14 protein-coding genes and 1 pseudogene are annotated in these 19,389 nt (G+C 73.0%); 11 read left to right on the top strand and 4 right to left on the bottom strand.

Annotated elements, in window-relative coordinates; genetic code table 11:
* Positions 1-30: 30 nt before the first annotated feature.
* Entirely contained in the window at positions 31-1,548 is a 1,518-nt protein-coding gene (gene miaB / locus AB0K80_RS23895) for a tRNA (N6-isopentenyl adenosine(37)-C2)-methylthiotransferase MiaB (RefSeq protein WP_365672819.1), read from the top strand.
* Between the two features lie 82 nt (positions 1,549-1,630).
* Entirely contained in the window at positions 1,631-2,344 is a 714-nt protein-coding gene (locus AB0K80_RS23890; protein ID WP_365672817.1) for a class III extradiol dioxygenase subunit B-like domain-containing protein, read from the top strand.
* Between the two features lie 82 nt (positions 2,345-2,426).
* Here the strand turns inward: AB0K80_RS23890 and AB0K80_RS23885 are convergent, their stop codons facing one another.
* Both AB0K80_RS23885 and AB0K80_RS23880 read right to left on the bottom strand, forming a co-directional pair.
* Positions 2,427-2,834 carry an antitoxin gene (locus AB0K80_RS23885; protein WP_365672815.1) on the bottom strand — a complete coding sequence of 136 codons (408 nt, stop codon included), beginning with the start codon at positions 2,832-2,834 and terminating at the stop codon, positions 2,427-2,429.
* Between the two features lie 25 nt (positions 2,835-2,859).
* Complete coding sequence (locus AB0K80_RS23880; RefSeq protein WP_365672814.1) at positions 2,860-3,132, bottom strand: hypothetical protein; 273 nt, start codon at positions 3,130-3,132, stop codon at positions 2,860-2,862.
* Between the two features lie 215 nt (positions 3,133-3,347).
* Here AB0K80_RS23880 and miaA point away from each other — a divergent pair, with 215 nt between their 5' ends.
* From miaA to hflX, 6 genes are all read left to right on the top strand, one after another.
* On the top strand, positions 3,348-4,286 hold the full coding sequence (gene miaA, locus AB0K80_RS23875) for a tRNA (adenosine(37)-N6)-dimethylallyltransferase MiaA (protein ID WP_365672812.1): 939 nt from the start codon (positions 3,348-3,350) through the stop codon (positions 4,284-4,286).
* A 108-nt stretch (positions 4,287-4,394) separates the two neighbouring features.
* Positions 4,395-4,895: a hypothetical protein gene (locus AB0K80_RS23870; RefSeq protein WP_365672810.1), complete on the top strand. Its 501-nt coding sequence runs from the start codon at positions 4,395-4,397 to the stop codon at positions 4,893-4,895.
* 43 nt (positions 4,896-4,938) lie between these two features.
* Positions 4,939-5,817 (top strand): diaminopimelate epimerase, encoded by an 879-nt coding sequence (gene dapF / locus AB0K80_RS23865; RefSeq protein ID WP_365672808.1) that lies wholly within the window; start codon positions 4,939-4,941, stop codon positions 5,815-5,817.
* A gap of 245 nt (positions 5,818-6,062) precedes the next feature.
* Positions 6,063-8,219, top strand: a complete 2,157-nt coding sequence (locus AB0K80_RS23860) for an HD domain-containing protein (protein ID WP_365672806.1) — start codon at positions 6,063-6,065, stop codon at positions 8,217-8,219.
* A gap of 118 nt (positions 8,220-8,337) precedes the next feature.
* The gene (locus tag AB0K80_RS23855; RefSeq protein WP_365672804.1) at positions 8,338-9,852 is read left to right on the top strand and encodes a M1 family metallopeptidase; all 1,515 of its coding nucleotides are present in this window, start codon (positions 8,338-8,340) and stop codon (positions 9,850-9,852) included.
* 271 nt (positions 9,853-10,123) lie between these two features.
* A complete protein-coding gene (hflX, locus tag AB0K80_RS23850; protein WP_365672802.1) occupies positions 10,124-11,617 on the top strand; it encodes a GTPase HflX in 1,494 nt (497 codons plus the stop codon).
* Positions 11,618-11,688: 71 nt separating this feature from the next.
* On the opposite strand, the pseudogene AB0K80_RS23845 reads toward hflX, so the two are convergent.
* Positions 11,689-12,893 (bottom strand): annotated as a pseudogene (locus AB0K80_RS23845) (hypothetical protein).
* A 212-nt stretch (positions 12,894-13,105) separates the two neighbouring features.
* Positions 13,106-14,335, bottom strand: a complete 1,230-nt coding sequence (locus AB0K80_RS23840) for a hypothetical protein (RefSeq protein ID WP_365672800.1) — start codon at positions 14,333-14,335, stop codon at positions 13,106-13,108.
* Positions 14,336-14,864: 529 nt separating this feature from the next.
* Between AB0K80_RS23840 and AB0K80_RS23835 the strand changes: the two genes are divergently transcribed.
* The 3 genes from AB0K80_RS23835 to AB0K80_RS23825 all read left to right on the top strand — a co-directional run bounded on the left by AB0K80_RS23835 (position 14,865) and on the right by AB0K80_RS23825 (position 19,329).
* A complete protein-coding gene (locus AB0K80_RS23835; protein WP_365672890.1) occupies positions 14,865-16,355 on the top strand; it encodes a diaminobutyrate--2-oxoglutarate transaminase family protein in 1,491 nt (496 codons plus the stop codon).
* A gap of 289 nt (positions 16,356-16,644) precedes the next feature.
* Positions 16,645-18,552 carry an IucA/IucC family protein gene (locus tag AB0K80_RS23830; protein WP_365672799.1) on the top strand — a complete coding sequence of 636 codons (1,908 nt, stop codon included), beginning with the start codon at positions 16,645-16,647 and terminating at the stop codon, positions 18,550-18,552.
* 30 nt (positions 18,553-18,582) lie between these two features.
* The gene (locus AB0K80_RS23825) at positions 18,583-19,329 is read left to right on the top strand and encodes a GNAT family N-acetyltransferase (RefSeq protein ID WP_365672797.1); all 747 of its coding nucleotides are present in this window, start codon (positions 18,583-18,585) and stop codon (positions 19,327-19,329) included.
* Positions 19,330-19,389 lie beyond the last annotated feature (60 nt).

The following is a 19,389-nucleotide window of genomic DNA, read 5'->3' as shown; positions in this document are numbered from 1 at the left end:
GGTCCCCCGCGGACCGCCTACCCTTGTCCCATGAGCAGCATCGACCGGAGCCAGTCAGTGGGCGGCACACGCACGTATGAAGTACGCACCTACGGGTGCCAGATGAACGTCCACGACTCCGAGCGGCTGGCCGGGCTGCTGGAGGAGGCGGGCTACGTGCGCGCCCCCGAGGGCTCGGACGGCGAGGCGGACGTCGTCGTCTTCAACACCTGCGCGGTCCGCGAGAACGCCGACAACAAGCTGTACGGCAACCTCGGCCACCTCGCCCCCAAGAAGGCCGGCCGCCCCGGGATGCAGATCGCGGTCGGCGGCTGCCTGGCGCAGAAGGACCGCGACACCATCGTGAAGCGGGCGCCCTGGGTGGACGTCGTCTTCGGCACCCACAACATCGGCAAGCTGCCGGTCCTGCTGGAACGCGCGCGCGTGCAGCGGGAGGCACAGGTCGAGATCGCCGAGTCGCTGGAGGCGTTCCCCTCCACCCTGCCGACCCGGCGCGAGAGCGCGTACGCGGCCTGGGTGTCCATCTCCGTCGGCTGCAACAACACCTGCACCTTCTGCATCGTCCCGGCCCTGCGCGGCAAGGAGAAGGACCGCCGCCCGGGCGACATCCTCGCCGAGATCGAGGCCCTGGTCGCCGAGGGCGTCAGCGAGATCACCCTGCTCGGGCAGAACGTCAACGCCTACGGCTCCGACATCGGCGACCGGGAGGCCTTCAGCAAGCTGCTGCGGGCCTGCGGGACCATCGACGGCCTGGAGCGCGTCCGCTTCACCTCCCCGCACCCGCGCGACTTCACCGACGACGTCATCGCCGCCATGGCCGAGACGCCGAACGTGATGCCGCAGCTGCACATGCCGCTCCAGTCCGGCTCGGACACGGTGCTCAAGGCGATGCGCCGCTCCTACCGCCAGGAGCGGTACCTGAACATCATCCGCAAGGTGCGCGAGGCGATCCCGCACGCGGCGATCACCACCGACATCATCGTGGGCTTCCCCGGCGAGACCGAGGAGGATTTCGAGCAGACCCTGCACGTGGTGCGCGAGGCCCGCTTCGCGCAGGCGTTCACCTTCCAGTACTCCAAGCGCCCCGGCACCCCGGCCGCCGAGATGGACGGCCAGATCCCCAAGGAGGTCGTCCAGCGGCGCTACGAGCGTCTGGTCGCCCTCCAGGAGGAGATCTCCTGGGAGGAGAACAAGAAGCAGGTCGGCCGCACCCTGGAGCTGATGGTCGCCGAGGGCGAGGGCCGCAAGGACGACACCACCCACCGCCTCTCCGGCCGTGCCCCCGACAACCGCCTGGTGCACTTCACCAAGCCGGAGCAGCAGGTGCGACCCGGCGACGTGGTGACGGTCGAGGTCACCTACGCCGCCCCGCACCACCTCCTCGCCGAGGGCCCCGTGCTGCACCTGCGCCGCACGCGCGCGGGCGACGCCTGGGAGAAGCGCAACGCCGCCGAGCAGGCCAAGCCGGCGGGTGTGATGCTGGGCCTGCCGAAGATCGGCGCGCCCGAGCCGCTGCCGGTCGCGGCGAGCGGCTGCGGCTGCGACTGAGCCGGACGGCGGGACCCTGCGGGACGGCGCCCACGGCACCGCCCCGCAGGAACCGTCCGGACCCCGGGTTACGCTGCCGATCATGCTTGTCGCCGCCGCTATCTGCCCCTGCCCGCCCCTGCTCGTCCCCGAGGTCGCCGCGGGCGCCGCGCCCGAGCTGGACGCCGCGCGCGCCGCGTGCACGGACGCGCTCGGCGTGCTCGCCGCCGCCCGGCCCGACCGGCTGGTGGTCGTGGGGCCCACGCCCAGCGCTGAGCGCGAGGAGTACCCACAAGGCACCCGGGGAACGTTCCAGGGCTTCGGCATCGACCTGGACGTACGCCTCGGCGCGGACAACGGCGTGGGCGGCGAGAAGCGGCTTCCGTACTCCCTGAGCGTGGCCGCCTGGCTGCTGGAGCGGACCGGGTGGGCCGACGCCCCCGTCGAGGGGCTGGGCGTGGGAGAGCTTCTCCCGCCCGAGCAGTGCGTCCGCACCGGCAGGGAGCTCGGCGCACGGGCCGGGCGGGTGGCGCTGCTGGTGATGGGCGACGCCAGCGCCTGCCGCACGCTCAAGGCGCCCGGGTACCTCGACGAGCGCGCCGAGCCCTTCGACGCGGCGGTCACGCGGGCGCTGGGCACGGCGGATGTGGCCGCCCTGAAAGCGCTGGACACGCGGCTGGCCCGCGAGCTGAAGGTGTCCGGGCGAGCCCCCTGGCAGGTCCTCGCGGGCGCCGCCGAGGGGACCGACCTCGCCGGGGCGCTGCTGTACGAGGACGCGCCGTACGGGGTGGGGTACGTCGTGGCCACCTGGTCGTAGCGGTACGCCGGGGAAGGCTTGCGCGAACAACGGCGGACGGCCGGGAGCCGTTGTGCTCCGCGGCCGTCCGTCGGTACGCCCTTCAGGAACCCGGCGGGGGTGCGGCCGGCGGCGGGGTGCCGCCCGCCTCCGGCGTGGCCGTGTCCGTGTCCCGTTGCGGTGTGGTGTGGGGCGGTGTGCCGCCCGTGTCCGGTTGCGGTGTGGTGTACGGCGGTGTGCCGCCCGCGTCCGGTGGCGGTGCCGCCTGCGCCGGTGTGCCGCCCGCGTCCGGGCCGCCCTCGCCCTTGTGCGCGAGTCGGTCCATGGCCTCCTTGGCCTTGCCCGTCCCCTTGTGGATCCTGTCGCTGTACTTGCCCTTGGTCCTCTTGTCGACGACCTGGGCGGCCCTGTCCAGACCGTGCTGGAGCTTGTCCTCGTGCCGCAGCGCGAGGTCGGAGACCTTGCCCTTGGCGGGGCCCAGCTTGGCCTTCACGTTGTCCAGGAGACCCATGGTTCACCTTCCCTCGCGGGGACAGTTACGTGCGGGCGCCCTCGCCGGCCTCGTTGTCCGCCGCCTCCTCGGTGGACTGCTGCTTGGGGATCTCGACGGCCTCGGTGCCGGCTGCCTCGGCGGACTGCGCCGCCGGCTTCGCCGCCTGGGGAGCCTCGGACGATCCCTTCGCCTCCGCGGACCCGGGCTTCTCACCGGTCTCGGCCCCGGCGGCGTCCGGCGCGTCGGCCCGAGCCTGCGCCGCCGGCGCCTCCTCCGTGGCCTTCGACCTCCGGAGAAGCCATGCAAAAACGCCCATTTCCACTCCAACGTTACTCGTGCGGGTGACATCCCGCGTCGCCATGGGTCCCCCTGCCGGCGCGCACCCGAGAGCTCGGGGAGCGTCCGTTCGCGCCGGCCGGGCACCACCTCTGCGATCCGGCGGCAGGAACCTCGCAACGGGCAACGACCCCGGGCACACGCCGTCACGTAACTCGTTCGAGGTCACCGTGCGAGGTTTGGGAGACTGTGCCGGTGAGCAGCGCACCCCCCGCCCCCCGCGTCATCGCCGTCGTCGGACCGACCGCGGCCGGAAAGTCCGATCTGAGCGTTTTCCTGGCCCAGCAGCTCGGCGGCGAGGTCGTCAACGCCGACTCCATGCAGCTCTACCGAGGGATGGACATCGGCACCGCCAAGCTGACGCCCGAGGAGCGCGGTGGCGTCCCGCACCATCTCCTCGACGTCTGGGACGTGACCGTCACGGCGTCCGTCGCCGAGTACCAGCGCCTCGCCCGGGCGCGGATCGACGCCCTGCTCGCGCAGGGCCGTTGGCCGATCCTGGTCGGCGGTTCCGGGCTGTACGTCCGCGGTGCCGTCGACAACCTCGAGTTCCCCGGCACCGACCCGGAAGTCCGGGCCCGCCTGGAGGAGGAGCTGGCCCTGCGCGGCTCCGGAGCGCTGCACGCCCGGCTGGCCGCCGCCGATCCGGAGGCCGCCCGCGCCATCCTGCCGAGCAACGGCCGCCGTATCGTCCGGGCCCTGGAGGTGATCGAGATCACCGGCAAGCCCTTCACCGCCAACCTCCCCGGCCACGACTCCGTCTACGACACCCTCCAGATCGGCGTCGACGTGGCGCGTCCCGAGCTGGACGAGCGCATCGCGCGCCGGGTGGACCGGATGTGGGAGGCCGGCCTCGTCGACGAGGTGCGCGCACTGGAGGCGCGGGGACTGCGCCAGGGGCGTACGGCGTCGCGCGCGCTCGGCTACCAGCAGGTGCTCGCGGCGCTCGCCGGTGAGTGCACGCTGGAGGAAGCGCGGGCGGCGACCGTCCGTGCCACCAAACGCTTCGCGCGCCGCCAGGATTCGTGGTTCAGGCGCGATCCGCGGGTGCACTGGTTGAGTGGGGCCGCGGCGGACCGGGCCGAGTTGCCGCAGCTCGCGCTGTCGTTGGTCGAACGACCGGTTACAGCCTGATCACGTGATGGCATCGGGACGCCCAGGCCGCCATCAAGGCCCGTCCTGCCATGCCATCATCGAGCTTCGATCGACCAAGTGGAGTCCTAGTTGGGAGGGCGCGTGGCGATGGAGGCCGGCCCTCGCGACACGGCACAAGACACCGAGTACCTCACCGCCGACCAGGGTGAACCGGAGCAGGACGGGGAGCGGCTGAGCCCCGACGGGCCCGACGACACCCAGGGCGGTGTCACCGCCGACGGCCCCGAGCCCGAGGAGATGTTCGCGGGCGAGGTGGAGGTGGAGCTGCGGCCGCAGCGGCGGCTGCGCCTGTGGCAGCTCGCGCCCATCGTGGGCCTGGCGGCGGTCGGATCGTTGATGTTCGCCTTCCCCCTCGCCTTCGACTTCGGCGACAGCGGGGCCGTGATCGCGATGCTGGGGCTGCTGATCTGCTCCTGTGCGGCCGGCTGGGGCATGATGGCCGCCCGCCGGGTGGGCCACACCTGGCCGGGCCTGCCGCCCCGGGGTTCCGGGCGCAGAGCCGACTGGCGCATCGTCGGCGCCTACGTGGTGACGGTCGTCGCGGTGGTCGTCCTGGCGGTGTGGAGAGTGGCCCGGCTGCGCGGCTGACGCCCGCGTCCGCACTGTCGTACGCACCCCGTACGATCGAGGAATGAGCACGCGGATCGCCTTCCTCAAGGGGCACGGCACCGAGAACGACTTCGTGATCGTCCCGGACCCCGAGAACGTCATCGACCTGCCCCCGGCCGCCGTCGCCGCGCTGTGCGACCGCCGAGCGGGCATCGGCGGTGACGGGCTGCTGCACGTGGTGCGGTCCGCCGCGCATCCCGAGGCCCGGCACCTGGCGGCCGAGGCGGAATGGTTCATGGACTACCGCAACGGCGACGGCTCGATCGCCGAGATGTGCGGCAACGGGGTGCGGGTGTTCGCGCGCTACCTCCAGCACGCCGGGCACGTCACCGAGGGCGACCTCGCGGTGGCCACACGCGGGGGCGTGAAGACCGTGCACCTCGCCAAGGACGGTGACGTCACCGTCGGCATGGGCAGGGCCCGTCTCCCCGAGGGCGACGTCACGGTCAGCGTCGGCGAGCGCAGCTGGCCCGCGCGGAACGTGAACATGGGCAACCCGCACGCGGTGGCCTTCGTGGACGACCTGGCGCACGCGGGCGACCTGTACGCCCCGCCGCCCTTCAGCCCGGCCGCCGCCTACCCGGACGGTGTGAACGTCGAGTTCGTGGTCGACCGCGGTCCGCGACACGTGGCGATGCGCGTGCACGAGCGCGGCGCCGGCGAGACCCGCTCCTGCGGCACGGGCGCGTGCGCCGTCGCGGTCGCCGCGGCCCGCAGGGACGGCGCCGACCCCGCCGTGACGGGAGCCCCGGTCACGTACACCGTGGACCTGCCCGGCGGCACCCTGGTCATCACCGAACGGCCCGACGGCGAGATCGAGATGACCGGCCCCGCGGTGATCGTCGCGGAGGGCGAGATCGACGCGGAGTGGCTGCACAGCGCGGCACGCGACAAGGCCTGAGACCGGCGGGACCTGACGGTCCGCCACCCACCGGTCGCCCCATGTCACCAGGCGCGCAACCACAAACCTCTCCTACGTCGCTCGAATGGGTGATCCGTTTCACGCTCGGCGAGAGGCGGTCAGCCGGGCGTGCTGGGCTCGGTAGCATCAAGCACCGGCCCGGACGGGGGATCCGGTCGCCCTACCCCTGAGCCGCGTACGCCCGGGGGCACCCCGTCCGCCGGTCCACGCAGCCGGAGGTGCCCATGAGTGCGGATGCCACGAACCCCGCGACCCCAGGCCCGGTGGTGCCGACCGCGCCCCGCAGAAAGGCCCGCCCCCGGCTCGACCTGCGCCGCCTGGGCCGCGCCGCGCTGCTCGGCCCGGCCGCGCGCGACCGGCTGCCGGACGCCATCAGCCATGTCGCCGAGGCCCACCGCGCCCATCACCCCGACGCCGACCTCGAACCCCTGCGCCGCGCCTACGTCCTGGCCGAGTCCTCGCACCGCGGCCAGATGCGCAAGAGCGGCGAGCCGTACATCACACATCCGCTCGCCGTGACCCTGATCCTCGCCGAACTCGGCGCGGAGACCACCACGTTGACGGCCTCCCTGCTCCACGACACCGTCGAGGACACCGACGTGACGCTCGATCAGGTCGGCGAGCAGTTCGGCGAGGAGGTCCGCTACCTCGTCGACGGCGTCACCAAACTGGAGAAGGTCGACTACGGCGCCGCCGCCGAGCCCGAGACCTTCCGCAAGATGCTCGTCGCCACCGGCAACGACGTGCGCGTGATGTCGATCAAACTCGCCGACCGGCTGCACAACATGCGCACCCTCGGCGTGATGCGCCCCGAGAAACAGGAACGCATCGCCAAGGTCACCCGGGACGTGCTCATCCCGCTCGCCGAACGGCTGGGCGTCCAGGCGCTCAAGACCGAACTGGAAGACCTGGTCTTCGCGATCCTGCACCCCGAGGAGTACGAGCACACCCGGCAGTTGATCGTCGAGAACGCCTCCCGCGCGGACGACCCGCTCGCCGAGGTCGCCGACGAGGTGCGCGGTGTCCTCAAGGAGGCCGACATCCCGGCCGAAGTCCTCATCCGGCCCCGGCACTTCGTCTCCGTGCACCGCGTCTCCCGCAAACGCGGCCGGCTGCGCGGTGCCGACTTCGGCCGTCTGCTGGTGCTCGTCCACGAGGACGCCGACTGCTACGCCGTCCTCGGTGAACTGCACACCTGCATGACCCCGGTCGTCTCGGAGTTCAAGGACTTCATCGCCGTACCGAAGTTCAACCTGTACCAGTCGCTGCACACGGCCGTCGCCCGCGAGGACGGCCAGGTCGTCGAGGTGCTCATCCGCACCCACCAGATGCACAAGGTCGCCGAGGCCGGTGTCGTCGCCCTCGGCAACCCCTATGCCCCCGCCCCCGACGACCCGGCCGACGGCGAACGCGCCGACCCCACCCGGCCCGGCTGGCTCTCCCGGCTCCTCGAGTGGCAGCGGGCCGCACCCGACTCCGACACGTTCTGGTCCACCCTGCGCGAGGACCTCGCCCAGGACCGCGAGATCACCGTCTTCCGGCCCGACGGCGGCACCCTTGGCCTTCCCGAGGGGGCGACCTGCGTGGACGCCGCCTACGCGCAGTACGGCGAGGACGCGCACGCCTGCATCGGCGCCCGCGTCAACGGCCGCCTGGCGACCCTGAGCACCGTGCTCGAGGACGGTGACACCGTGCAGCTCCTCATGGGGCAGGACCCGGCCGCCGGGCCGTCCCGGGAGTGGCTGGAGCACGCCCACACCCCCGCCGCGCGGATCGCCATCCAGCGCTGGCTCACCGCGCACCCGGAGCAGGACGCCTCCGCCGGGCCCGAGGAGTCCCTGACGCCCTTCCGTTCCCTCACCGCGGACGCGCCCGCCGGGCCGGGCGCCGCAGGCGACGGGCCGGCAGGCCGCCCGGCCCCCGGGCCGGTCGCCGCCGGCGTGCTCGTCGACCCGCCGGGCACGACCGTACGGCTGGCCGGGTGCTGTACGCCCGTACCGCCCGACGAGGTCACCGGTTTCGTCGTCCGCGGAGGAGTGGTCACCGTGCACCGCGTGGAGTGCCCCGCGGTGGCGCGCATGAAGAACGCGGGGCGCCCGGAGGCCGGCGTGCGCTGGGGAGACACGACCGAGTGCCGGGTCACCCTGGTCGCCGAATCGTTCGTGCGCCCCCATCTGCTCGCCGACCTCACCGAGGCGATGGCCCTGGCCGGCGCCGAGATCGTCTCCGCGACCGTGGAGCCGCCGACGCAGCAGCGTGTCCGCCACACGTACACCGTGCAGCTGCCCGACGCCGCCCGCCTGCCCGCCCTGATGCGGGCGATGCGGAACGTGGCCGGGGTCTACGACGTGAGCCGGGCCCGGCAGCAGCCGGAGCCGTAGATCCGGTCGGCGTACACGCCGCCGACGGGCGGCACCCGGCGCAGACGGGGTCCCCGTTTCGGGTGGGCCGGGCGCGCGCCGTCGCGGTGGTGTCCACGCGGGCTGGTAGCCGTGGGGCATGCTGCTCACCCCCCACCTCCCCGCGCCACGCCCCCGCCGCCGGAAGGCGGCCGCGGCGCTGCTGGCCTCCGCCGTGTCCGTCTGTCTGGTCGCCGCGAGCGCGCCCGCCGTCCCGCTCGGGGTCGGTGACCGCCTCTTCCCGTACCTGGGCAACCCCGGATACGACGTGGCCGCGTACGACCTCGCCTTCCGCTACCCGGGCACCAACAGCAAGCCCCTGCAGGCGGTCACCACGATCGACGCCCGGGCCACCGCCGACCTGGAGCACGTCAACCTCGACTTCGCGCACGGCACGGTCAGCTCCGTGGAGGTGGACGGCGACCCCGCGGCGTTCCGCACCGCCGGCGAGGACCTCGTGATCACGCCCGGGGACGCGGTCTCCGCGGGCGACTTCATGCGGATCACCGTGCGGCACACCAGCGACCCCGTGGCCCCGGACGGCCGGGAGGGCGGCTGGGTGCGCACCGCCGACGGCCTCGCCATGGCCAACCAGGCCGACGCCGCGCATCTGGTGTTCCCCTGCAACGACCACCCCTCCGACAAGGCGCTGTTCACCATCCGGGTCACCGCGCCCGACGGCCACACCGCCGTCGCCAACGGCCTTCCGGCCGGCGTGGACCGGTCCGGGACCACGACCACCTGGACCTACCGGACCCGGCATCCCATGGCCACCGAACTCGCCCAGGTCTCCATCGGCCGCTCCACGGTCCTGCACCGCAGCGGCCCCCACGGCCTGCCCGTCAGGGACGTCGTCCCCACCCGGCACCGCGCCGCGCTCGAACCCTGGCTGAAGAAGACGCCCGGCCAGATCGCCTGGATGGAGGGGAAGGCCGGCCGCTACCCGTTCGAGACGTACGGCCTGCTCGTGGCCGACGCCACCACCGGCTTCGAACTGGAGACGCAGACGCTCTCCCTCTTCGAACGGCAGCTGTTCACCGACCCCGCCTACCCGGCGTGGTACGTCGAGTCGATCATGGTGCATGAGCTGGCCCACCAGTGGTTCGGCGACAGCGTCAGCCCCCGCACCTGGTCCGACCTGTGGCTCAACGAGGGACACGCCACCTGGTACGAGGCGCTGTACGCGGAGGAGAAGGCGGGCGAGCCGATTCAGGCGCGCATGAAGGCCGCGTACGGCGCCTCGGACGGCTGGCGCGCCTCCGGCGGACCGCCGGCGGCCCCCAAGGCGCCCGAGCGGGGGGAGAAAATCGGCATCTTCCGGCCGAACGTCTACGACGGTGCCGCACTGGTCCTGTACGCCCTGCGCCAGGAGATCGGCCGCCCGGCCTTCGAGCGTCTGGAGCGCGCCTGGGTCGGCCATCACCGGGACGGCACCGCCACCACCGCCGACTTCATCCGGCTCGCCTCCGAGGTCGCCGGCCGTGACCTGGGCGGATTCCTGCACGGGTGGCTCTACGGAGAGAAGACGCCGCCGATGCCGGGGCATCCGGACTGGAAGTCGGGTGGGGCGGCGGTGAAGGCGGCTGGGGACGGCACGGGGGGCCGGGGCCGGTGAGGTACTGGGCCGAACGGGCCGCCGAGGGGGAAAGGCCGGGTGGCCGGCCAGGCAGGCGGGCGATAACACGGTGACGAGACGGGGCGTGCCGTGCGACCATCGTCAGGTCCGCGCGGCACGGGACGCACACCGGGAATCTCCCGGGGTACTCGCGCGTTGTGGACAGTGACGGAACAGCTCCGACCCCTCCGGGGCCACTGGAGGCCCGCTCGAGGCACCCGAAGCTCCGCTCCGTCGCCGCAGAACGGTTTCCCATCGACGTAAGGACCCAATGACCTCCTCTTCTTCCCCTTCCCAGGACACCAAGCGCCTCGCGCACACCTACCCCGAGGGCCTTCGGGCCGATGCCCTGATGGAAGAGGACGTCGCCTGGAGCCACGAGATCGACGGAGAGCGGGACGGCGACCAGCTCGACCGCTTCGAGCGCGCGGCTCTGCGCCGCGTGGCGGGCCTCTCCACCGAGCTCGAGGACGTCACCGAGGTCGAGTACCGCCAGCTCCGCCTGGAGCGGGTCGTGCTCGTCGGCGTGTGGACCTCGGGAACCGTGCAGGACGCGGAGAACTCCCTCGCGGAGCTCGCCGCCCTCGCGGAGACCGCGGGTGCCCTCGTCCTCGACGGTGTCATCCAGCGCCGGGACAAGCCCGACGCTGCCACCTACATCGGTTCCGGCAAGGCCGAGGAGCTGCGCGACATCGTCCTCGAGACGGGCGCGGACACCGTCATCTGCGACGGTGAGCTCAGCCCGGGCCAGCTCATCCACCTCGAAGACGTCGTCAAGGTCAAGGTCATCGACCGTACGGCCCTGATCCTGGACATCTTCGCCCAGCACGCCAAGTCCCGCGAGGGCAAGGCGCAGGTCGCGCTCGCGCAGATGCAGTACATGCTGCCGAGGCTGCGAGGCTGGGGTCAGTCGCTGTCCCGGCAGATGGGCGGCGGCAAGGGCGGCGGCCTGGCCACGCGTGGCCCCGGTGAGACCAAGATCGAGACGGACCGGCGCCGGATCCGCGAGAAGATGGCGAAGATGCGCCGGGAGATCGCGGAGATGAAGACCGGCCGCGAGATCAAGCGCCAGGAGCGCAAGCGCCACAAGGTGCCGTCGGTCGCCATCGCGGGCTACACCAACGCCGGCAAGTCCTCGCTCCTCAACCGCCTCACCGGCGCGGGCGTGCTCGTCGAGAACGCCCTGTTCGCGACCCTCGACCCGACCGTGCGCCGGGCCGAGACCCCGAGCGGACGGCTGTACACCCTGGCCGACACGGTCGGGTTCGTCCGCCACCTGCCCCACCACCTGGTCGAGGCGTTCCGCTCCACGATGGAGGAGGTCGGCGAGTCCGACCTGATCCTGCACGTGGTGGACGGTTCGCACCCGACCCCGGAGGAGCAGCTGGCCGCCGTACGCGAGGTGATCAGGGACGTCGGCGCCACCGACGTACCCGAGATCGTCGTGATCAACAAGGCCGACGCGGCCGATCCGCTGACGCTCCAGCGGCTGCTGCGTGTCGAGAAGCGCTCGATCGCGGTGTCGGCCCGTACCGGCCAGGGCATCGACGAGCTGCTCGCGCTCATCGACGCCGAGCTGCCGCGGCCGTCGGTGGAGATCGAGGCGCTCGTGCCGTACACGCTCGGCAAGCTGGTCGCCCGGGCCCACGACGAGGGCGAGGTGATCTCCGAGGAGCACACCGCGGAGGGCACCCTGCTCAAGGTGCGGGTGCACGAGGAACTGGCGGCGGAACTCACGCCGTACGTGCCTGCCCCGGCGCTCTGACACGCGGCAAGGCCCGCCCCCCTGCTCATCGCGGGGAGCGGGCCTTCGGCATGTCCGGGGCCGCGCCCGGGTCAGCGGCCGCCGTACGTCTTGCTCATGTTCTGGTACAGCGCCTCGGCCTGACGGCCCAGCTGGGGGCCCGCCAGCCAGGTGTGGTCGGCCGGGCCGATCGAGGTGTTCGACACCAGCACGGTCTTGCCGTTTCGCACCCGGAACCAGCCGCCGCCGGAGGAGCCGCCCGTCATGGTGCAGCCGATGCGGTACATCGTCGGCAGGGTCGGGCTCAGCGAGAGCCGGCCGGGCGCGTCGATGCACTTGAACATCTTCAGGCCGTTGTAGGGCGGCGCGGCCGGGTAACCCCAGGCGCCCATCTTGCCCGCCCCGGCCGCGGACGGGGCGGAGAAGTCCACGTCCAGGGCCGCGCCGACCGTCTCCTCCAGGGACTTGGCGCCCTGCTCGGGCTTCACGTGCAGCACGGCGTAGTCGTACGGGGCGCCGGCGCCGCCCGTCTCCGAGCCGCCCTTGATCCACTGGTGGGAGGTGGAGGCCCAGTCCGCCCACCAGTTGCCGTACGGGGCCATCTCCTGGGCGGTGGCGTTGCCCAGCTGCGCCTCGGTCCTGCCGAGGTCGTTGTAGGCCGGGACGAAGACGATGTTGCGGTACCAGCCGCCCGCACCGCCTGCGTGCACACAGTGCCGGCCGTCCAGACGAGGTTCGACTTGCCCGGGTGGTTGACGTCCTTGATCACCGTGCCGGAGCAGACCGCCGGGCCGCCGGGGGTGTCGAAGAAGACCTTGCCGACCGGGGCGGCGTTCTCGTGGTAGGGCGTCTTCTCGGCCCTGGCCTCGACCGGCGCAGGTGCCGGGTCGCTGACGCCCTGGCCGTCGGCCGCCGCGTCCTTCGTCGAGACGGTCTTGTCGGCCTCCTTCGCGGACTGCATCCGCTCCGGCTTCCACAGGCCCTCGATCACCGGGTTGACGAAGTCCCTGGCCTCACTGAGCCACTTGTCCTTGTCCCAGTCCTTCCAGCCGCCGTTCCTCCACCGGTCGACATCGATGCCGTGCTTCTTGAGCCGGTCGGCGATATCGGCCGGGAGGTGGGCCTTGCCGCCGCCGGTGGCCTCGGAGGTGGCGGCGGCCGGCTCTCCGGCGCCCTTGTCGTTCGTGTCACCGCCGCAGGCGGTCGCGGTCAGTGCCAGGGCGGCGACGAGCCCGGTGGCGGCGAGGACGGAGCGCCGCCCGCGCCGTGGCGCGGCGGACGTACGTGCGGAACGCATGGTGCGATGACCCCCGTTGAAGCGTACGAATGCGTGCTGAGTGGTGCTGTCTGTGCTGGTCACGCCGAGCGCCGGTGCGGCCGCTCGCGCGCGACACCCCACTGTGCCCGTGGGGTGGGGAGTGAACGGCGGTGAGGTGGTGAAGGTTGCGCGTGGCGGTTCGCCACATCACCGCCATGTGGTGCAGCCGGCTGCCGGAGCCCGGCCGCGTGTCACTGTCCGGCGAACTTCTTGCTGACCGAGTCGTACACGCCCTTGGCCTCCGTGCCCAGCCGCGGGCCCGCCAGCCAGCCGGAGCGGACCGGGCCGATGGAGGTGTTGGAGATCAGCGCGGGCTTGCCGTCCGAGCCGGCCCCGACCCAGCCGCCGCCGGACGAACCAGCGGTCATGGAGCAGCCGATGCGGTACATCGTCGGGTCGGAGGCGCTCAGCGACAGCCGTCCCGGCTTGTCCTGGCAGCGGTACAGCGTCTGCCCGTCGTACGGCGGCGCGGCCGGGTAACCGATCGCGGTGACGCTTCGGACCTGCGGCACGGCCGGGGCGCTGAAGTTGACCGGAAGCGCCGAACCGACCGTCTCCTCCAGCGACTTGCCGCCGCTGCCCTTCTCCGGTGTCACGTGGATCACGGCGAAGTCGTACGAGGCGCCGTCCCCGCCCGTCGCACCGCCCTGCTCGATCCACTGGTCCGAGGTCTGCGCCCAGTCACCCCACCAGACGCCGTACGGAGCGACCTGCTCCCGCGTGGCGTCCTTCAACTGCGCGGCGGACATGCCCTGGTCGTTGTACGACGGCACGAACGCGATGTTGCGGTACCAGCCGCCCTTCTTGCCCGCGTGCACACAGTGGCCCGCCGTCCAGACCAGGTTGGACTTGCCGGGGTGCGCCGGGTCCTTCACGACCGTCGCCGAGCAGACCATCGTGCCCTCGGGGGAGTCGAAGAACACCTTGCCCGCCGTGGCGGCGTTGACGTGGTACGAGGGCGGCACGGCCTGCGCCTTCACCGGCTGCGGCTCCGGGTCGGTCACGCCCTGGTCACCGGAGAGGTCGCTGTCGTCGACGGCCTGCTCGTCCGGCTCCTCGGCCTTCCGCATACGGTCCGGGTCCCACAGCCCCTCGATGATGGGGTTGATGAACTCGTTGGCCTCGCGCAGCCAGTCGTCCTTGTCCCAGTTCTTCCAGGCGCCGTTCTTCCACTTGTCGATGTCGATCCCGTGCTCCTTGAGCCGGTCCCTGATGTCGTCCGGGATCTTCAGCTTGCCGTCGTCGGACGTGGCGGTGGCCGACGCCGAGGTCTCGCCGCCCGCCTTCGCGTCCCCCGACTCGCAGGCGGTGGCGGTGAGCGCGAGCGCCGAGGTGAGCGCCAGGGCGGTCAGCACCGGGGAGGGGCTCCGGCGCGCCGCCCTCTTTCGGCGGGCGATGGACGACGGCCGTGTGGATCGCATGATGGGACTCCCCCTGCTGTGAACGTACATGGGTGCTTCAGCCGTGCACCGGCCTTGCTCTCACACCGAGTTGGGGCCGACCGCACAGCTGTCCGGGACGGCACCACACCTTATGCGCTCGCTGTGGGGGAGTTCCGACGGAACGGCAACGGTTCGGATACAAGCCGTCTGACCTGGCACTTCGCCCTGGGACGTCCCAGATCTTCCGTCCCGGGAGGAAGCAGGGACGGGTCGGTCGCGGCCTGCGCCGGCCGGACCGGCAGGCGTTCCCGCGCGGCAAGGATCTTCACGCAACCCGTAACCCGGTGAGCTGTCCGGGGTTGGTAGCGGTGGGGAGCCTGCTGTCCGTGAGCGGTTCCCCCGTACCCGTAGCCGTGCGAGAGGCCGAGCCGACGCGCCTCTGGGGACAGCGGGGAGGACCGTGGGAGGACGGGGAGTTGTGGGGCGTACGTCTGTGCCGTCTGGGAAGGCCGTCCCCGAGTGCGCCGTTGACGAGGTACCCCCGGCCCGGGGAGCCGCGCACGAGGGCATCCTGCGGCGCCAGTCCGCACGGGAGTCCGCGGCCCGTACCTACGCCCGTGCCCTGCCGATCGTGCCCGTGCGGGCACGCGGGCTGACCATCGAGGGCGCCGACGGCCGCCGCTACCTGGACTGTCTCTCGGGCGCGGGAACACTCGCACTCGGCCACAACCACCCCGTGGTCCTGGAGGCCATCCGCAAGGTCATCGACTCCGGCGCACCCCTGCACGTCCTGGACCTGGCCACCCCGGTCAAGGACGCCTTCATCACCGAGCTGTTCCGCACCCTGCCGCCCGGGCTCGCCGACCACGCGCGCGTGCAGTTCTGCGGGCCGGCCGGAACGGACGCCGTGGAGGCCGCCTTCACCCTCGTCCGGGCCGCGACCGGCCGGACCGGGATGATCGCCTTCACCGGCGCCTACCACGGGATGACCGCAGGGGCGCTCGAGGCGTCCGGCCACGCCCACGACGTACGCGTGGCCCGCCTGCCCTACCCGCAGGACTACCGTTGCCCGTTCGGCGTCGGCGGGGAGCGCGGAGCCGAACTCGCCGCCCGCTGGACCGAGTCCGTCCTCGACGATCCCAAGTCGGGCGTGCCGCTGCCGGCCGGGATGATCGTGGAACCGGTTCAGGGGGAGGGGGGCGTGATTCCCGCCCCGGACGCCTGGCTGCGCCGCATGCGGCAGATCACGGCCGCGCGTTCCATCCCGCTGATCGCCGACGAGATCCAGACCGGAGTCGGGCGCACCGGCGCCTTCTGGGCCGTGGAGCACAGCGGCGTCATCCCCGACGTGATGGTGCTGTCCAAGGCCATCGGCGGCAGCCTGCCGCTGGCCGTCGTCGTCTACCGCGAGGACCTGGACGTGTGGGAACCCGGCGCCCACGCCGGGACGTTCCGCGGCAACCAGCTCGCCATGGCCGCGGGTACGGCGACGCTCGCCTACGTCCGCGAGAACCGCCTCTCCGAACGCGCGGCCACCCTGGGAGCCGCCATGCTCACCCGACTCCGCGCCCTGGCGGAGGAGTTCCCCTGCGTCGGTGACGTCCGGGGAAGAGGGCTGATGATCGGGGTGGAGTTGGTGGATCCGGAAGGGGACCAGGCGGGCGCGGAGCCGGCCAGTGGCTCAGGCGACGGCCATCCGGACACGCCCGGGGCTGCCGCCGGCCCGTCGGTGGCTCCCGGCGACACCCGCGCTCACCTGCCGGCCGGGCCGGACACCGTATCCGGACCCCGCCCGGCCGCCCCCCAGCTCGCCGCCGCCGTCCAGCGGGAGTGCCTGCGGCGCGGGCTGATCGTCGAACTCGGCGGCCGGCACGCGAGCGTGGTCCGGCTGCTCCCACCCCTGACGATCACCGACGAGCAGGCTGCCGCCGTGCTCGACCGACTGGCCGACGCGGTCCAGGCCGTGGCCCGCACGCACGCGGGAGACCCGCACGCCTACCCGGCGCGTCACCCGCGCCACTCCCGCCCGGCGCCGAGCGGACGGAACGACCGGCGCTGAGCGCACAGCCGTACCAGCCGCCTCCCAGCCACGGAACACGCCTGCCGGCCGGACACAGCCGCCACCAGCGCGACGCACGAGCACGTCCGCTGACCCGGCCCGGCACCACGCCTGGCCCGGCACCACGCCCGGCCCGGACCGCAGGCCCGGAACGACCCCGCGAGGAACCGCCTTGAACACCATCCCCCCACCCCATGACCGGGCCCGCCCGTCAGCAGGCACACAGGCCCCTGCTCAGCCGGCCGGGCGGTCGGTCCCCCACCCGAGACAAGCGGCGCGGGCGGGGCTGATGTCTGACGCCGGTGACCTGCTGGAGCACCCCGACCCGCACCTCGCGGCGCAGGCGGCGACCGTGGAGAACCTGCTGCGCTGCTGGGTACGGGAGACCGGCCTGTGCGCCCCTGACGACGGTGTCCTGCGCATCCCCCTGCCCACCAGCGGCACGGCTCTGCTCGCCCCCGTCTCCTACTGGTCCCCCACGGGCTGGCACCGCTTCGGCCCGCCCCGCCTGGCCGACGCCCCCGACCACGCCCCACCGGCCGACGCGGTCACGATCGCCGCGCTGCTCGCCAGGGAGGCACTGGGCAGGCAGAGCGGCACAGGGGCCGGGGAGACGACGATGGGCAGTCAGAACGGCACGCGCCACGCGCGCGTGACGGAGCGCGGGGAGCGGGCGGTGTCGGCGGGCGGCGACCAGGCCTGCACGCCCGCCACCGACCTCAGCGGCAGCGCCGACCTCGTCGTCCGGGTCGCCGACTCCACCCGGCGCGTCGCCCTCTTCCTCCGCGACCGCCGCGACCACCCCGCCGACGGCCCCGACCTCTTCCTCGCCGCGGAACAGGCACTACTCCTCGGGCACCCGCTGCACCCCACCCCGAAAAGCCGCGAAGGCGTCCGCGCGTCCGAGGCCCGCCGGTACTCACCGGAGACCCGCGGTTCCTTCCCCCTGCACTGGATGGCTGTCGCCCCCGGCGTCCTGGCCACCGACTCGGCCTGGACCGAACGCGGCCGCCCCGTCGCCGCCGCCCACCTCACCGCACGCCTCGCCGGCGGCCCACTGCCCCTCCCGGAGGGACACGCGGCCCTGCCGCTGCACCCCTGGCAACTCCGCGAGATCCACAACCGCCCCGACACCGCAGCCCTGCTGAACGCCGGGCTGCTCCGCGACCTCGGCCCCCACGGCGCCCCCTGGCACCCCACCTCCTCCGTACGAACCGTGTACCGGACCGGCGCACCGGCCATGCTCAAGCTGTCGCTCGGCCTGCGCATCACCAACTCCCGCCGGGAGAACCTCCGCAAGGAACTCCACCGGGGCGTCGAGGTCCACCGCCTGCTGCGCACCGGCCTGTCCCAGCGGTGGCGGGCCGCGCACCCGGGATTCGACATCGTCCGGGACCCCGCCTGGATCGCCGTCGACGCACCCGGCGGACGGCCCGTTCCCGGAGTCGACGTGGTCATCCGGCACAACCCCTTCGCCCCCACGGACGACGTCTCCTGCCTGGCCGGATTCGTCGCGCCGCGCCCCCGCACACGACCGGGCACCGGGACAGCCCGCGCGCGAACGTGCGGTCCCGCCATGCGGTCCCGGCTCGCCGAGGTCATCACCCGCCTCGCCGCCCGCACCGGCCGGCCACGCGGGGCCGTCGCCGTGGAATGGTTCCTGCGGTACCTGGAGCAGGTGGTACGTCCCGTGCTGTGGCTGGACGCGGAGGCCGGCGTGGCCCTGGAGGCGCACCAGCAGAACACCCTGCTCCTGCTGGACGCCGACGGCTGGCCCGCGGGCGGCCGCTACCGCGACAACCAGGGCTACTACTTCCGTGCCTCACGGCGGGCCGAACTCGACGCCCGGCTGCCGGGCATCGGGGAGCACAGCGACACGTTCGTCTCCGACGACGTCACCGACGAGCGCTTCGTCTACTACCTGGCGGTCAACAACGTGTTCGGCCTCATCGGGGCGTTCGGTTCACAGCGCCTGGCGGACGAACGCCTGCTCCTCGCCGCCTTCCGGCGCTTCCTCGGCGACGTGGCCTCAGGTCCGGCCCGGCTGCGCACCTCCCTGCCCGCCCACCTGCTGGACTCACCCGTCCTGCGGTGCAAGGCCAACCTGCTGACCCGGCTGCACGGCCTGGACGAACTCGTCGGCCCGGTCGAGGCCCAGTCCGTCTACGTCACCCTCGCCAACCCCCTGCACGCGTGACCGTCCCGGCCATCTGAGAGGAGCGTCGCCGTGCCTCCCCGCGAAACGAGCGCCGACACCGCCTGCGCAGCCCGCAGCACCGAAGTCGGCACCGCCGCCGGATCCGGCCCCGGCACGGGCGGCGAGGACACGCTCGACCTGCGTCTGCCGGACGGGTTCGCCGCCCTGCTCAGGGAGGAACGGCCACGCCCGCTCCTCCCGGCCGACGACCTGCTCGACGGCGTCGCCGACTGGGGCCCCGTCGACACCCCCGCGGGCGTGTTCCACCTGGTCCCGGTCCGCCCGGAACGGGACCTCGCGCTCATCGCCCGCTGGATGAACGACCCGGCCGTCGCGGCGTTCTGGGAGCTGTCCGGGCCGCCGAGCGTCACCGAGGAGCACGTGCGGGCCCAGCTCGCCGGGGACGGACGCAGCGTCCCCTGCATCGGAGTGCTGAACGGCACCCCGATGAGCTACTGGGAGATCTACCGGGCGGACCTCGACCCCCTGGCCCGCCACTGTCCCGTCCGCCCTCATGACACCGGGATCCACCTCCTCATCGGCGCGGTCGCCGACCGCGGGCGCGGACTCGGCGGCACCCTGCTCAGATCCGTCGCCGATCTCGTCCTCGACACAAGACCCGCCTGCACACGCGTCCTCGCCGAACCCGACCTGCGCAACACCGCCTCCGTGGCCGCCTTCCTGAGCGCCGGATTCCGGTTCTCCGCCGAGGCCGACCTGCCCGCCAAGCGGGCCGCGCTGATGGTCCGGGACCGGTCCTTGCGCCACCTGCTGTAGCGCCGTGCCCCCCGCCATTCACTGCCCCTCGCCATTCACTGCCCCTCGCCTTCCAGGAGC

This window comes from Streptomyces sp. NPDC052682 (genome assembly GCF_040678435.1).
Lineage (GTDB): Bacteria > Actinomycetota > Actinomycetes > Streptomycetales > Streptomycetaceae > Streptomyces.
The sequence above is the reverse complement of the archived record's forward strand: the minus strand, read 5'-3'. Positions and strand labels throughout refer to the sequence as shown.